This is a genomic window from Sphingomonas cannabina, from assembly GCF_021391395.1.
GTDB classification, from domain to species: domain Bacteria; phylum Pseudomonadota; class Alphaproteobacteria; order Sphingomonadales; family Sphingomonadaceae; genus Sphingomonas; species Sphingomonas cannabina.
Window position 1 is genome coordinate 3310610 of the sequence record NZ_CP090059.1, and the last position, 16290, is coordinate 3326899.

General features: G+C 68.4%; 7 protein-coding genes. 3 read left to right on the forward strand and 4 right to left on the reverse strand.

The features are described from left to right. Positions 1-88 precede the first annotated feature (88 nt). Positions 89-1171: an alpha/beta fold hydrolase gene (locus LZK98_RS15675; protein WP_233783451.1), complete on the forward strand. Its 1083-nt coding sequence runs from the start codon at positions 89-91 to the stop codon at positions 1169-1171. Positions 1172-1283: 112 nt separating this feature from the next. Here LZK98_RS15675 and LZK98_RS15680 read toward each other — a convergent pair whose 3' ends face one another. From LZK98_RS15680 to LZK98_RS15695, 4 genes are all read right to left on the reverse strand, one after another. Next, a complete protein-coding gene (locus tag LZK98_RS15680; RefSeq protein ID WP_233783453.1) occupies positions 1284-2528 on the reverse strand; it encodes a threonine synthase in 1245 nt (414 codons plus the stop codon). Positions 2529-2572: 44 nt separating this feature from the next. Next, a complete protein-coding gene (locus LZK98_RS15685; RefSeq protein ID WP_233783455.1) occupies positions 2573-3727 on the reverse strand; it encodes a helix-turn-helix transcriptional regulator in 1155 nt (384 codons plus the stop codon). Positions 3728-3941: 214 nt separating this feature from the next. Next, positions 3942-5870 carry a CocE/NonD family hydrolase gene (locus LZK98_RS15690; protein WP_233783457.1) on the reverse strand — a complete coding sequence of 643 codons (1929 nt, stop codon included), beginning with the start codon at positions 5868-5870 and terminating at the stop codon, positions 3942-3944. 81 nt (positions 5871-5951) lie between these two features. Then, positions 5952-7334 carry a hypothetical protein gene (locus LZK98_RS15695; RefSeq protein ID WP_233783459.1) on the reverse strand — a complete coding sequence of 461 codons (1383 nt, stop codon included), beginning with the start codon at positions 7332-7334 and terminating at the stop codon, positions 5952-5954. 339 nt (positions 7335-7673) lie between these two features. Between LZK98_RS15695 and rpoB the strand changes: the two genes are divergently transcribed. Further along, positions 7674-11828 carry a DNA-directed RNA polymerase subunit beta gene (rpoB, locus tag LZK98_RS15700; RefSeq protein WP_233783462.1) on the forward strand — a complete coding sequence of 1385 codons (4155 nt, stop codon included), beginning with the start codon at positions 7674-7676 and terminating at the stop codon, positions 11826-11828. 170 nt (positions 11829-11998) lie between these two features. Further along, positions 11999-16273 (forward strand): DNA-directed RNA polymerase subunit beta', encoded by a 4275-nt coding sequence (gene rpoC / locus LZK98_RS15705; RefSeq protein WP_233783464.1) that lies wholly within the window; start codon positions 11999-12001, stop codon positions 16271-16273. Positions 16274-16290: the final 17 nt, after the last annotated feature.

Sequence of the window (16290 nt, forward strand, 5' to 3'; positions counted from 1 at the left end):
GACGTGGTAGAATGCCGCCATGCGTCGCCTGCGAGGAATCCTGGGGAGCATCCTGGCAACGGCCCTTCTGGCCGTGCCCGGCGCCGCAATGGCCCAGCGCGCCGGAACGCTGATCGCAGCCCAGCCGGTCGATGACGCTCCCGCGGGGATGCGGGCATGGCGGGTGCAATATTGGACGACGAACGAGCGGAACCGGCCGATCCGGGTGACCGGCATGGTGATCGCGCCGGATGCGCGCGCAGCTGTTGACCTTGGCGGCACGCCTCGTCCGGTGATCGCCTGGACGCATGGGACGACGGGCGTGGCGCAGCGCTGCGCGCCGTCGCGGGACGCCAGCAACTTCACCGTCATCCCTTCGCTCGGCGAGGTGATCGGGCGCGGCTATACCGTGGTGGCGCCGGACTATCCGGGGCTCGGTTCCGATATGGTGCATCCCTATCTGATCGGGGTCGACACCGGCCGGTCGGTGCTCGACGCGGTGAGAGCCGCCCGGAGCATTCGGGGTGCGGCGGCCGGCACGCGCTTCGCCGTCTGGGGTGAATCGCAGGGCGGCCATGCGGCGCTGTGGACCGGGCAGGTGGCGCGGCGCTATGCGCCCGAGCTCGACCTGGTCGGCATCGCCGCGATCGTGCCGCCGACCGATCTCGCCCGTAACATGTCGGAAGGCAGCGACCTGCGTGCGCGGGCGATGCTGACGGCCTTCACGGCAACGAGCTGGTCGCGGCTGTACGGCGCGCCGATGTCGACCTTCGGCCGCAAATCGACGCAGAACGTGATGACGCGGCTGGCCGACAACAACTGCATCGAGCCGAACGCCAAGCCGCGGCTGGGCACGATCGTCGGCATCGCCGTGGTCCAGCGCGCGATCCGCAACCTCGACCTCAGCCGCGAGGAGCCGTGGGGGCGGCTGATGCGTGCCAACAGCCCGTCCCCCGATGCCGTGCCGGTGCCGCTGCTGATCGCGGAGGGAAGCGCCGACGTCATCGTCGCGCCGGCGGTGACGCTCGATTTCGCCCGGCGCGCCTGTGCGCGCGGGAAGACGGTGCGCTACATCTCCGTGCCCGGCGGCGAGCACGCGACGGTGGCGCGCACCGAGGCGCGGACGACGCTGGACTGGATCGATGCTCGCTTCGCGGGGCGAAGGGCGCCGAGCGATTGCGGGCGGCTGTAGGGATCTTCAGTTAAGCCCGTTTCCCCGGCGAAGGCCGGGGCCCAGCTCCGACCGGCTCGCAACTGGGCCCCGGCCTTCGCCGGGGAACAGATTCAGCTGACCGGAGACAGTTCTACAAGCTCGCCAGATCGATCTCCCCATGCCGGTCGAGCGTGCGCGACTTGTCCGGCATCGGATACTTAAGGCCGGTCGCGCAGTTGAACAGCACGACGCGCTCGTCCTTGCCGACCATGCCCTCCGCCAGCGCGCGATCATAGGCGGCGAGCGTGGCGCCGCCTTCGGGGCAGAGCAGCAGGCCGTCACCGGCGGCCTCGTCGACCGCCGCCAGGATCGCCGCGTCCGACACCGCCAGCGCCGCCCCGCCCGAGGCGCGGACGGCGTCGAGGATCAGGAAGTCGCCAACCGCGCGCGGCACGCGGATGCCGGCGGCGACGGTGTGGGCGTTCTCCCAGCGTTCAGCGTGGCGCTCACCGGCCTCGAAGGCCCTGACCATCGGGGCGCAGCCTTCCGCCTGGACCGCATACATGCGCGGGCGCCTGGGGCCGATGAAACCGATCGCCTCCAGCTCGTCGAACGCCTTCCACATGCCGATCAGGCCGGTGCCGCCGCCGGTCGGATAGAAGATCGCGTCGGGCAGCTCCCAGCCGAGCTGCTCGGCGAGCTCCAGGCCCATCGTCTTCTTGCCCTCGATCCGATAGGGCTCCTTGAGCGTCGAGAGGTCGAACCAGCCGTTGGCCTTGGCCCCTGCCCCCACGATGGCGCCGCAGTCGTCGATCAGGCCGTTGACGCGGTAGACGCGCGCGCCCTGCGCGGCGATCTCGCGCACGTTGATCTCGGGCGTGTCGTCGGGGCAGAAGATGATCGCCTCGATCCCGGCGCGCGCGGCATAGGCCGCCGCGGCGGCGCCGGCGTTGCCGTTGGTCGGCATGGCGATGGTGGCGACGCCGAGCGCCTTGGCCATGCTGATCGCCATCACCAGCCCGCGCGCCTTGAACGAGCCGGTGGGGAGCCGGCCTTCGTCCTTGACGATCGGGGGGCGCCCGCCGCGCTTGGCGCCGACGCGGTCGAGGGTGACCAGCGGCGTCGCATTCTCGCCGAGGCTGACGATGTTCGCGGGCGAGCGCACCGGGAGCAGCTCGCGGTAGCGCCACAGGTCGGCCGGGCGGGCGGCCAGCGCCTCCCTCGTCATCGCCGCCTTCACGCCGTCGAGGTCGTAGCGCACCAGCAGCGGCCGGCCGGCGCGGGACAGGCCGTGAAGCGTGTCCGCCTCGTAGCGCTCGCCGGTCATCGAGCATTCGAGGTGGGTGACGAAGCTGGGCAGCTCGGCGGTCAGGTTGGCGAAGGGATCGAGACTCATGACGGGCGCATCGGCGCTCGCAGGGGCGCCGTCAATGGCGGCGATCAGCTCCGCACCGGCAGCGCAAAGGAGGCGGCGAGCGCGACGAGGTCGGCCTGGCGGTGGACGTTCATCTTGTCGAACAGGCGGACGAGATGGGTCTTGACCGTGCTGACGCCGATATCGAGCGCCTCCGCGGTCTCGGTCACGGTGTGCCCGGACACGATCTTCTCGAGGACGCGCCGCTCTGCCGCCGTCAGGTCGAACAGCGCGGCAATGATCTCGGCAGGCGGCGAGGCCGGCGTCTGGAGTGGCGAGACGAAGATCGCGGCGACCGCGGCAGGGGCGATGCCGGGGCGCAGCCGGCCATGCTGGAGCGGCAGGACATGGAGCGCGCGGGGCTCGTCGCGCAGGCCGCGGATCGGGATGCCGAAGCCCTTGCGGCCGAGTGCGCTCTCGTCGTCGGCCGCCTGCCTGACCGCGACCGCAAGTGCGGCTGCGGCGCCCTTCGTGCGCGGCGTCACCAGGTTGTTCTTGAGCTGCAGCAGATCGCCGCGCGCAAGCATGTCCTCCGCCGCGCGGTTGGCGTGGATCTTCTGCAGGCGGGCATCGACGAGCACCACGGGCGTCGCCAGGGTGTCGAGCACCGACTGGAAGGTCGCCGCCGCGATCGTCTTGATGTCGAGCAGCCGGCTGATCGCAGCGGCGCGCCGAAGGTGCGGAATGAGCAGGCGCAGCGTTTCGACCTCCCGCTCGCCGACCAGGCCCACGCTCTCATGCCGGTTGAAGCCGATGAAGCCGATCGACCGCGCATCGCGGACGAGGCCGACCGAGATCGAATCGACGAACCCCTGCGGCCGGTTGAACTCGATATGGAAACGGTCGCTGGTGTCGGGGGCGATCGCCGCCGGGTTCACCCGCGAGAGGACGGCGGGCTCCTCGACCGGCAGGCTGGCGAGGACTTCGGGACCGCCCCATTGCGCGACGAGCTCAGGGCCGAAGAAGCTCGCCCGGTCGAGCCACGGCGCCTCGAAGCCCGTGGTCGCGGACAGCAACTGCTCGCCGTCGGGAAGCGCGATCAGGCCGATCGCGCCGGTGCGGAAGTCGAGCTCGCGGCAGATCATGTCCATCGTCGCCGGCCACAGCGCCGGGTCGATCGCGCAATCGTAGATCGCGCCGATGATGTCCGACAGCACGGCCAGCGAAATCGGATCGCGCACGCCCTGCCCCCGTTAAGCAACGCCACCGACTGCACGGGAAATACTGGAAAAAGGGGGGAGCGCCAAGCGGACTCTCCATCGTACGATGGACGCGTGCCCCCTCCCGGCGGCGATAATCGTCGTCGAATCGATCCCGCCGGATCAGGACATGGGAGCTATTCGACGACGAACCGGGCGCCAGCTTCCAGGTGGCCCGGTAGCGCGCCGCCCCGCGTCAGTCCGCCGCCTTCACCGCCGACTGGTCGACCGGCACCACCGGCAGCAGCACCCGGCTGGGCGTCGCGCCGCCGCGCATGATGGTGACCGTCGCCTTCTGATAATCGTCCTTCTTCGCGTAGAAGATGTTGGGGACGTACTTCTGCGGGTTGCGGTCGTAGACCGGGAACAGGCTCGACTGGACCTGGATCATGATGCGGTGGCCGGGCTGGAAGACATGGTTCACCGTCGGCAGGCGGAACTTGTATTCCTGCACCTTTCCCGCCGGGATCGGCTTGGGGTTCGCCGGATCGTCGCGGTAGCGGCCGCGGAAGATGTCCATCGCGATCGGCCACTGATAGCCGCCCATCTTGGGATCGGTGGCATATTCGGACGGATAGACGTCGATCACCTTGACCACGAAGTCGCCGTCGGTGCCGGTGGTCTTGGCGAAGATGTCCGCGATCGGCGCGCCGGAGACGCGGACCGGCGCCTTCAGCACCTCGGTCTGGTAGGTCATCACGTCGGGCCGGCCGTCGACGAAGCGCTGATCGGTGACGAGATAATCGCCCCAGCGGCCGTCGCCGAAGTTCACCGGGCGCGGCAGGTGCGGCACCGGCTTGGCGGGATCGGAGACGTAGCTGTCGCCGCCGGCCGCGCCCGCGTCGAAGCCGAGGCTGCCGTCGGCGCCGAGGTAGATCGGCTTGAGCGGCGACGGGCAGCCCTCCTGGCAAGCGAGCGGCCAGTCCTTGAGCTTGTCCCAATGGTTCTCGCCGGTGTTGTAGATCGCCACCGTCGGCAGGTTGGCGGGCGGGCCGTCCTTCAGATACTGGTTGAAGAAGGGCAGCACCATGTCCTCGCGGAACTGGGCGGCGGTGTCGCCGTTCCACTCGAACGGGCCGAGCTCACGCCCCTCGCGATTGACCTGGCTGTGGCGCCAGGGGCCCATCACCAGATAGTTGTTGCCGACCTTGCCGGCCTTCTTGAGCGCTTCCCAGCTGTGGATCGCGCCCCACATGTCCTCATGGTCCCACAGGCCCTGTTCCCAGAGCGTCGGCACGTTGGAGGGATTGGCGGCAACCAGCTTGTCGAGCGCCTGGCCCTGCCAGAAGGCGTCGTAGGCGGGATGCTCCGACATGCGCTTCCAGAACGGCAGCTGGGCATAGCCGGACTTCGCCGCCCAGTCGCCGGCCGAGCCGGTGCGGAAATTGTCGTAATCGTCCCAGCCGCCGGTCGGAGGGGGCGCCCCCCTGCCCTTGAAGCCGGTCTGCCCGCCGATCCAGGCGATGTTGGCGAGGCGGAAGGCGCCGTAGTGGAACCAGTCGTCGCCCATCCAGCCGTCGACCATCGGGCTCTCCGGCGCGGCGACCTTGAGCGCCGGGTGCGGATTGAGGAGCGCCATCACGACGGTGAAGCCCTCGTAGGACGAGCCGATCATGCCGACGCGGCCGTTGGATTCGGGCAGGTTGGCCTTGTTCACCAGCCAGTCGATCGTGTCGTAGGCGTCGGTGGTGTGGTCGACCTTGGTCGGGTTGAGCGGGCCGATCGGCGGGCGGGTCACGACATAGTCGCCCTCCGAGCCGTACTTGCCGCGGATATCCTGGTAGACGCGGATATAGCCGTCCTTCACGAAGATCTCGTCGGCGAGCGGCAGGGTCGAGAGCATCGACGGGCTGTCGTCGGTGCGCGCGGCGCGGCCCTTGGCGTTGTAGGGCGTGCGGGTGAGCACGATCGGCGCGTTGGTCGCGCCCTTCGGCACGACGATGACCGTGTAGAGCTTGGTCCCGTCGCGCATCGGGATCATCACTTCGCGCTTGTCATAGTCCTGCTCGGGCGAGGGCGGCACCGCGAACTTGGGCGGGATGTCCCCGCCGGCTGGGGCGGTCTGGGCGATGAGCGGCGCGGCGGCGATGAGCGCGGTGGCGGCGAGCAGGATCGGCTTGAGCATGAAGACGGGCTCCGGAGGAAGGATGCGCGATCAAACATCCGGAGCCCGACGAAATCAACAGGCTAGCAACCTAGTTAAGGATCAGACGTGCTCCGCGGTGCCGTGGAGCCGCGCCTCGACGTCGTCGTCGTGCATCCGCCGGTCGGCCATATCGAAGCCCCGGAGCTCGCCGTCCGCATCGCTGACACCGATCACGAACGAGGCCGAGGTGCGTCCCTCGCTGCCGTCGGGCAGCCGATAGCGGGCATCGGCGACCACGATCGGGCGGAAGCGGTCGACCCCGGCGAGGTCGGCGCGCAGCCTGGCCAGCGTCGCCTCGATGCGGGTGCCCTCGCCCGGCGCGATCGTCACCGGCTCGACCGCGGCATCGGCGGGCGGGGAGACGAGCAGCCGCTCCATCTCACCCGCATCGGCTTCAGGCAGCATGAAAGTCGAAACGCGTACGTCCTCCGCCGCGACATTGCCGGCGTTGGCGACGGTGAGCTCGATCTCGACCAGCGCCTCGTCGGCGCTGGTACCGGCGCGGAGCGGGCGCATCGCCATCTCGATCCACGGCCGGTCGGCCGCCGGCGCGGCGGCGGTGAGCGCGGCGACGTCCTCCGACTCCGCTTCGCCGACGCTCACCTCCTCGGGGGTCGAGGGTGCGACGCTCTCCTCGGCAGGGATCGGCTCGGCGCCGGCGGCATAGGCGGCTGCGGCAGGTTCGGCGACATAAGGCTGCGGCTCGGTCGCGATCACCGGTTCGGGCGCGAGGTGCGGCTCCTCATAGGTTTCGTCGTAGGTTTCGACATAGTCGTCCCGCTCGCGGCGGCGGAACAGGAGGAAGGCGAGACCGGCAAGCACGATCGCGCCACCGATCAGCCACGGCCAGATCGATCCGCCACGCTGCGCCTCGGTCTGCGTGGTCTGGGTCGTGGTGGTGACGGTTTCGGCCGGAGCCGCCTGCTCCGGCGCGGGCGCAGGCTGCGCGGCCGGCGGAGGCGGCGTCGGGGTCGCCTGGGCAACCGGGGCGCTCGCCGGCTCGGCCGGAGCCGGAGCGGCTACCGGTGCAGGCGCAGCGCGTTCAGCGCGTTGTGCGGGAGCCTCGGCCCGCCGCGGCGCTGCGCGGCGTTCCGACCGTTCGGCCGCCGCCGCGCGTTCGCGGCGTTCCGCGCGCGCCGCGGCGGCGCGTTCCTGGCGGGCCGCCTCCTCGTCGAGCGCGGCCTGCGCCTCCGGGGCGATCGTCGCTCGGGGGCGTTGGGGCTCGGCCGGCGTGGTCGAGGGCGCCGGCGTCGCAGGAACCGGAGCCGTCGTCGCGACCGGCGGCGGTGCGGCGGGCGCCGGGGTCGGCGTCGTCACCGTCGGACGCACGGGCGGCGGCGCGGTCTGCGTCGTGTCCTGCGCAGCGGCAGGCATGGCAAGGAGCGCGGCGGCCGATATCGTCGGCAGGGCCGCGCGGGCGAAGCTGTAAGCATTGTGTTTCATGACGCAGCTACAACGAGCGGGCGGACGATCCGGCTCCGCAACGGACGGAACCGTCGGCAAGGCGTTGATCGTGAGCGACGAGGCGAAGCTGACAGAAGCATTCGGCAACGCGTTGACAGCGCTTGGCGCCCCTCCTATATGGCGCGTTCCACCACAGCCTCGGGAAATGATGCGTCGTCGCGCAGCGCATCGGTCGGATTGGGGTTCGTGGGCTAGAAGACGCTTCGAAGGCTGCAGTTTCCGAACACCGGAGACATGCGGCCTTTCGTGTCTTCCGCTGCGGCCGGCCCCAGGTTCACGGGGCGAGAGTTTCGACGGCTGACGAGGCAAAACACACATATGGCGACCAAGGCGATCGAGAGCGGCACTGTGAAGCGCCGCATCCGCAAGGTGTTCGGCGACATCCACGAAGTGGTGCAGATGCCGAACCTGATCGAGGTTCAGCGTGAGAGCTACGAGCAGTTCCTCCGCTCCGACAAGGCCACCGGCCATGTCTCGGGCCTGGAGAAGACGCTGCGCTCGGTCTTCCCGATCCAGGATTTCGCCGGCACCGCCTATCTCGACTTCGACGACTATGTGCTTGAGGACCCCAAGTTCGACGTCGAGGAATGCCGCCAGCGCGGCATCACCTATGCCGCGCCGATGCGCGTCACGCTGCGCCTGACCGCGTTCGAGGTCGATCCGGATACCGAGGCCAAGTCGGTCATCGATATCAAGGAGCAGGACGTCTACATGGGCGACATGCCGCTCATGACCGAGAACGGCACCTTCTTCATCAACGGCACCGAGCGCGTCATCGTCAGCCAGATGCACCGTTCGCCCGGCGTGCTGTTCGACCATGACCGCGGCAAGACCCACGCCTCGGGCAAGTACCTGTTCGCCGCGCGCGTGATCCCCTACCGCGGTTCGTGGCTCGACTTCGAGTTCGATGCCAAGGACATCGTCAACGTCCGCATCGACCGCAAGCGCAAGCTGCCGGTGACGACCCTCCTGTACGCCCTCGGCCTGAACAGTGAGGATATCCTCAACTATTTCTACAACCGCGTGACCTATGTCCGCGGTCCGGGCGGCTGGCAGATCCCGTTCGCGCCGGAGAACTGGCGCGGCGCCAAGCCGATGTTCGACATCGTCGACGCCAAGTCGGGCGAGGTCGTGTTCCCGGCCGGCCAGAAGATCAGCCCCCGCGCCGCCAACAAGGCGCAGAAGGACGGTCTGGAGACGCTGCTGATCCCGACCGAGGAGATCTTCGGCCGCTATTCCGCCTATGACCTGATCAACGAGCAGACCGGCGAGATCTACATCGAGGCGGGCGACGAAGTGTCGGCCGAGAACCTCGAGAAGCTCGACAAGGCGGGCATCGACCGCATCGAGCTGCTCGACATCGATCACGTCACCACCGGTCCGTGGATCCGCAACACGCTCAAGGCCGACAAGGCCGAGGAGCGCGAGCAGGCGCTGTCGGACATCTACCGCGTGATGCGCCCCGGCGAGCCGCCGACGCTGGAGACCGCGGAGTCGCTGTTCGCGGGGCTGTTCTTCGATCCCGACCGCTACGACCTGTCGGCGGTGGGCCGCGTCAAGCTCAACATGCGCCTCGACCTCGACTGCCCGGACACGGTGACGACGCTGCGCACCGAGGACATCCTGGCCGTCGTCAAGACGCTGGTCGACCTCAAGGACGGCAAGGGCGAGGTCGACGACATCGACAACCTCGGCAACCGCCGCGTGCGTTCGGTCGGCGAGCTGCTGGAGAACCAGTATCGCGTCGGCCTGCTGCGCATGGAGCGTGCGGTCAAGGAGCGCATGTCGTCGGTCGACGTGTCGACGGTGATGCCGAACGACCTGATCAACGCCAAGCCCGCGGTCGCCGCGGTGCGCGAGTTCTTCGGTTCGTCGCAGCTTTCGCAGTTCATGGACCAGACCAACCCGCTGTCCGAAGTGACGCACAAGCGTCGCGTCTCGGCGCTCGGGCCGGGCGGCCTCACCCGCGAGCGCGCGGGCTTCGAGGTCCGCGACGTCCATCCGACCCACTATGGCCGCATCTGCCCGATCGAGACGCCGGAAGGCCCGAACATCGGCCTGATCAACTCGCTGGCCAGCTTCAGCCGCGTCAACAAGTACGGCTTCATCGAGACGCCGTACCGCAAGGTCGTCGACAACAAGGTGACCAACGAGGTCGTCTACCTGTCGGCGATGGAGGAAGCCAAGCACACGATCGCGCAGGCCAACGCCGAGCTCGACGCCGACGGCCGCTTCGTCGAGGAGCTGGTCTCCGCCCGCCAGGCCGGCGAGTTCCTGATGGCGCTGCCCGAGCAGATCACGCTGATGGACGTGAGCCCCAAGCAGCTCGTGTCGGTCGCGGCCTCGCTGATTCCGTTCCTCGAGAACGACGACGCCAACCGCGCCCTCATGGGATCGAACATGCAGCGCCAGGCGGTGCCGCTGGTCCAGGCCGAGGCGCCGTTCGTCGGCACCGGCATGGAGGAGACGGTGGCGCGGGATTCGGGCGCGGCGATCGCGGCGAAGCGCGACGGCGTGGTCGACCAGGTCGACGCCAGCCGCATCGTCATCCGCGCGACCGGCGACGTCGAGGCGACCGAGAGCGGCGTCGACATCTACACGCTGATGAAGTTCCAGCGCTCGAACCAGTCGACCTGCATCAACCAGCGCCCGCTGGTGAAGGTGGGCGACGTGGTGCGCGCCGGCGACGTGATCGCCGACGGCCCGTCGACCGAGTTCGGCGAGCTGGCGCTCGGCCGCAACGCGCTCGTCGCGTTCATGCCGTGGAACGGCTACAATTATGAGGACTCGATCCTGATCTCCGAGCGGATCGTGAAGGACGACGTGTTCACGTCGATCCACATCGACGAGTTCGAAGTCATGGCCCGCGACACCAAGCTCGGGCCGGAGGACATCACCCGCGACATCCCGAACGTCGGCGAGGAAGCGCTGCGCAACCTCGACGAGGCGGGCATCGTCTACATCGGCGCCGAGGTCGAGCCGGGCGACATCCTGGTCGGCAAGATCACGCCGAAGGGCGAGAGCCCGATGACGCCGGAGGAGAAGCTGCTCCGCGCGATCTTCGGCGAGAAGGCGAGCGACGTGCGCGACACCTCGCTGCGGCTGCCGCCGGGCGTGTCGGGGACGATCGTCGACGTCCGTGTCTTCAACCGGCACGGCATCGACAAGGACGAGCGTGCGCTGGCGATCGAGCGCGAGGAGATCGAGCGCCTGCGCAAGGACTCGGACGACGAGCGCACCATCCTCAACCGCGCCACCTGGTCGCGGCTCAAGGAGATGCTGCTGGGCCAGACCGCGACCGCGGCGCCCAAGGGCATCAAGAAGGGCTCGGTGATCGACGAGGAGCTGCTCGACAGCGTCGACCGCCACGAGTGGTGGAAGTTCGCGGTGCAGGACGACGCGGTCCAGGCGAACCTGGAGGGCGTGAAGGGCCAGTATGACGAGGCCGTGAAGCGCATCAAGGACAAGTTCGAGGACCGCCGCGAGAAGCTGGAGCGCGGCGACGAGCTGCCGCCGGGCGTGCTCAAGATGGTCAAGGTGTTCGTCGCGGTGAAGCGCAAGCTGCAGCCGGGCGACAAGATGGCCGGCCGCCACGGCAACAAGGGCGTCATCAGCCGCATCCTGCCGCAGGAGGACATGCCGTTCCTCGAGGACGGTACGCCGGTCGACCTGGTGCTCAACCCGCTGGGCGTGCCGTCGCGCATGAACGTCGGGCAGATCTTCGAGACCCACCTCGGCTGGGCCGCGCGCAACCTGGGTCAGCAGATCCACCGCGCGCTCGAGGATTGGCGCGAGGCCAATCCCGACGCCAAGGGTGGCGAGATGCCCGAGGCGGTCAAGACGCGGCTGCTCGAGGTCTATGGCGAGCATTACGCCGACGACATCCAGCGGCGCGACGCCAGCCAGATCGTCGAGCTGGCCGAGAACCTCAAGACCGGCGTTCCGCTCGGCACCCCGGTGTTCGACGGCGCGCGCGAGAAGGACGTGTCGGACATGCTGGCGCTCGCCGGCCTCGACACCTCGGGCCAGTCGACGCTGTTCGATGGCCGCACCGGCGAGGCGTTCGACCGCAAGGTGACCGTGGGCATCATCTACATGCTGAAGCTCCACCACCTGGTCGACGACAAGATCCACGCGCGCTCGATCGGCCCCTACTCGCTCGTCACCCAGCAGCCGCTGGGCGGCAAGGCGCAGTTCGGCGGCCAGCGCTTCGGCGAGATGGAGGTGTGGGCGCTGCAGGCTTACGGCGCGGCGTACACGCTCCAGGAGATGCTGACGGTGAAGTCCGACGACGTGGTCGGCCGCACCAAGGTCTACGAGGCGATCGTCAAGGGCGACGACACCTTCGAGGCCGGCATCCCCGAGAGCTTCAACGTGCTCGTCAAGGAGATGCGCTCGCTGGGCCTCAACGTCGAGCTCAAGTCCCTCGAGGACCAGAGCGAAGGCGACGGCCTGGCCGAGGCGGCGGAGTAAGGCACCACTCTCCCTCTCCCGTTGGGAGAGGGAGGGAGCCGCGGAACGCGGCGGAAGGGTGAGGGTGACGCCGGAACAATCGCCCTCACCTTCCCACTCGGCTTCGCCGAGCGGGCCCCTTCCTCTCCCAACGGGAGAGGAGAAAAGAATTCAGAAGAGGGTAGCTACCCATGAACGAACTGACCAACTTCGCGAACCCGATCGCCAAGCCCGAGACCTTCGACCAGATCCAGATCGGGATCGCCTCGCCCGACCGCATCCGCTCGTGGTCGTTCGGCGAGATCAAGAAGCCCGAGACGATCAACTACCGCACGTTCAAGCCCGAGCGTGACGGCCTGTTCTGCGCGCGCATCTTCGGTCCGATCAAGGATTACGAGTGCCTGTGCGGCAAGTACAAGCGCATGAAGTACAAGGGCATCGTCTGCGAGAAGTGCGGCGTGGAGGTGACCGTCTCGAAGGTCCGCCGCGAGCGCATGGGCCATATCGAGCTCGCCGCCCCGGTCGCGCACATCTGGTTCCTGAAGTCGCTGCCGTCGCGCATCGGCCTGCTGCTCGACATGCAGCTCAAGCAGCTCGAGCGCGTGCTCTATTTCGAGAGCTACATCGTCACCGAGCCCGGCCTGACCCCGCTCGAGAAGTTCCAGCTCCTCACCGAGGACGAGCTGCTCGACGCGCAGGACGAATATGGCGAGGACGCGTTCTCGGCGGGCATCGGCGCCGAGGCGGTCAAGGCGATGCTGATGGACCTCGACCTCGAGGGCGAGCGCAAGGCGCTGCTCGAGGAGCTGGCGGTCACCAAGTCCGAATTGAAGCCCAAGAAGATCATCAAGCGGCTGAAGGTCGTCGAGAGCTTCCTCGAGTCCGGCAACCGTCCGGAGTGGATGATCCTCGACGTCGTTCCGGTCATCCCGCCCGAGCTGCGCCCGCTGGTGCCGCTGGACGGCGGCCGCTTCGCGACCTCGGACCTCAACGACCTCTACCGCCGCGTCATCAACCGCAACAACCGCCTCAAGCGGCTGATGGAGCTGCGCGCGCCGGACATCATCGTCCGCAACGAGAAGCGCATGCTGCAGGAGGCGGTCGACGCGCTGTTCGACAACGGCCGCCGCGGCCGCACGATCACCGGCGCCAACAAGCGTCCGCTCAAGTCGCTGTCCGACATGCTGAAGGGCAAGCAGGGCCGCTTCCGCCAGAACCTGCTCGGCAAGCGCGTCGACTATTCGGGCCGCTCGGTCATCGTGACCGGGCCTGAGCTCAAGCTGCACCAGTGCGGCCTGCCCAAGAAGATGGCGCTCGAGCTGTTCAAGCCGTTCATCTACGCCCGCCTCGATGCCAAGGGTCTGTCGATGACCCTCAAGCAGGCCAAGAAGTGGGTCGAGAAGGAGCGCAAGGAAGTCTGGGACATCCTGGACGAGGTGATCCGCGAGCATCCGGTGCTGCTCAACCGCGCGCCGACGCTCCACCGCCTCGGCATCCAGGCGTTCGAGCCGGTGCTGATCGAGGGTAAGGCGATCCAGCTCCACCCGCTGGTCTGCTCGGCGTTCAACGCCGACTTCGACGGCGACCAGATGGCCGTGCACGTTCCGCTGAGCCTCGAGGCGCAGCTGGAAGCGCGCGTGCTGATGATGTCGACCAACAACATCCTGAGCCCCGCCAACGGCAAGCCGATCATCGTGCCGTCGCAGGACATGGTGCTCGGTCTCTACTATCTGTCGATGGAGAAGACCGGCGAGCCGGGCGAAGGCATGCTGCTCGCCGACATGGCCGAGGTGCACCAGGCGCTGGATGCGGGTGCGGTGACGCTGCACTCGAAGGTGATCAGCCGCGTGCCGCAGACCGACGAGGACGGCAACGAGTATCTCAAGCGCTACGAGACCACCCCGGGCCGCATGCTGCTCGGCGAGTGCCTGCCGAAGTCGCACAAGGTGCCGTTCGAGACCGTCAACCGCCTGCTGACCAAGAAGGAGATCGGCGACGTCATCGACACCGTCTATCGCCACACCGGCCAGAAGGAGACGGTGCTGTTCGCCGACGCGATCATGGCGCTCGGCTTCCGCCACGCGTTCAAGGCGGGCATCTCGTTCGGCAAGGACGACATGGTCATCCCGGCCGAGAAGGAGAAGCTGGTCGACGAGACCCGTGAGCAGGTGAAGGACTTCGAGCAGCAGTATCAGGACGGCCTGATCACGCAGCAGGAGAAGTACAACAAGGTGATCGACGCCTGGAGCCGCTGCGGCGACCAGGTGGCGGCCGCGATGATGGACGAGATCAAGGCGGTGAAGCGGCTCGACGACGGCCGTGAAGCCCCGATCAACTCGATCTACATGATGGCCCACTCGGGCGCCCGCGGCTCGCAGGCGCAGATCAAGCAGCTTGCCGGCATGCGTGGCCTGATGGCCAAGCCGTCGGGCGAGATCATCGAGACGCCGATCATCTCGAACTTCAAGGAAGGCCTGACCGTCCTCGAATACTTCAACTCGACCCACGGCGCCCGCAAGGGCCTGGCCGACACGGCGCTCAAGACCGCCAACTCGGGCTACCTCACCCGCCGTCTCGTCGACGTGTCGCAGGACTGCGTCGTCATGGAGGAGGATTGCGGCACCGAGCGCGCGCTGGAGATGAAGGCGATCGTGCAGGGCGGCTCGACCATCGCGTCGCTGGGCGAGCGCATCCTCGGCCGCACCACGGCGGAGGACGTGGTCGATCCCAAGACCAACGAGGTCGCGATCCCGGCGGGCACGCTGCTCGACGAGGCCGCGGTCGCGCAGATCGAGGCGATCGGCATCCAGTCGATGAAGATCCGCTCGCCGCTGGTCTGCGAGGCGCAGTTCGGCGTGTGCGCCAAGTGCTACGGGCGTGACCTCGCCCGCGGCACCCCGGTCAACATCGGCGAGGCGGTCGGCGTGATCGCGGCGCAGTCGATCGGCGAGCCGGGCACGCAGCTGACGATGCGCACCTTCCACATCGGCGGCGCGGCGCAGCTCAACGAGCAGTCGAACCTGGAGGCGCCGGCCGACGGCACCGTCCAGTTCCGCGACCTGCGCATCATCGAGGACCAGCGCGGCCGCCGCGTGGTGCTGAGCCGCTCGGGCGAGCTGGCGATCGTGGACATGGACGGGCGCGAGCTCGCCGTGCACAAGATCCCCTATGGTGCCTATGTGCTGTTCGACGACGGCCATATCGTCTCGAAGGGTGACCGCATGGCCGAGTGGGACCCCTTCACCATGCCGGTGATCACCGAGACCGGCGGCACGGTGAAGTACCAGGACCTGATCGAGGGCAAGACGATGGCGGAGCAGGCCGACGAGGCCACCGGCATCACCCAGCGCGTGGTCACCGAATATCGCGCCTCGGCGCGCACCAAGGAGGACCTGCGTCCGCGCCTCACCCTGCTCGACGGCGGTTCGGGCGAGACCGCGCGCTACATGCTGGCGCCGGGCGCGGTGCTGTCGGTCGATGACGGCGCCGAGGTGAAGGCGGGCGACGTCGTCGCGCGTGTGGCTCGTGAATCGGCCAAGACCCGCGACATCACCGGCGGTCTGCCGCGCGTCGCCGAGCTGTTCGAGGCGCGCAAGCCCAAGGAGAACGCGATCATCGCCAAGGTCTCCGGCCGGGTCGTGTTCGGCAAGGACTACAAGGCCAAGCGCAAGATCGGCATCCAGCCCGAGGATGGCGGCGAGGTGGTCGAGTATCTGGTGCCCAAGTCGAAGGTGATCGACGTCCAGGAAGGCGACTACGTCAAGCGTGGCGACAACCTGATCGGCGGCAGCCCCGATCCGCACGACATCCTCGAGGTGCTCGGCGTCGAGGCGCTGGCGGAATATCTCGTGTCGGAGATCCAGGAGGTCTATCGCCTCCAGGGCGTGAAGATCAACGACAAGCACATCGAGGTGATCGTTCGCCAGATGCTGCAGAAGGTCGAGATCACCGACGGCGGCGACACCACGCTGCTGGCGGGCGAGCAGGTCGACCGCGACGAGATGGACGAGCAGAATGCCAAGCTCCCGGCCGGCCAGCAGCCGGCGCAGGGCAAGCCGGTGCTGCTCGGCATCACCAAGGCGTCGCTGCAGACCCGGTCGTTCATCTCCGCCGCGTCGTTCCAGGAGACGACCCGCGTGCTCACCGAGGCTTCGGTGCAGGGCAAGGTCGACACGCTGAACGGCCTCAAGGAGAACGTGATCGTCGGCCGCCTGATCCCGGCGGGCACCGGTGCCGGCATGAACCGCCTGCGCGTGGCGGCGACCAGCCGCGACGCGGCGCTCCGCGCGCAGCAGCGTGCGCTCCAGGCGACGCTGATCGCGCCGGAGAGCGCGGCGCAGGAGCATGCGGCGGAGCTGGCCCGCGACGTGCGCGACAGCGGCGGCACGGGCGACGATCCGCTCGCGGCGGTGACGCCGTCGGGTCACGGCACGGACGAGGACGCGGGCGAGTATCTGAACCCGTAAGCGTCCTCGGCCGCGGC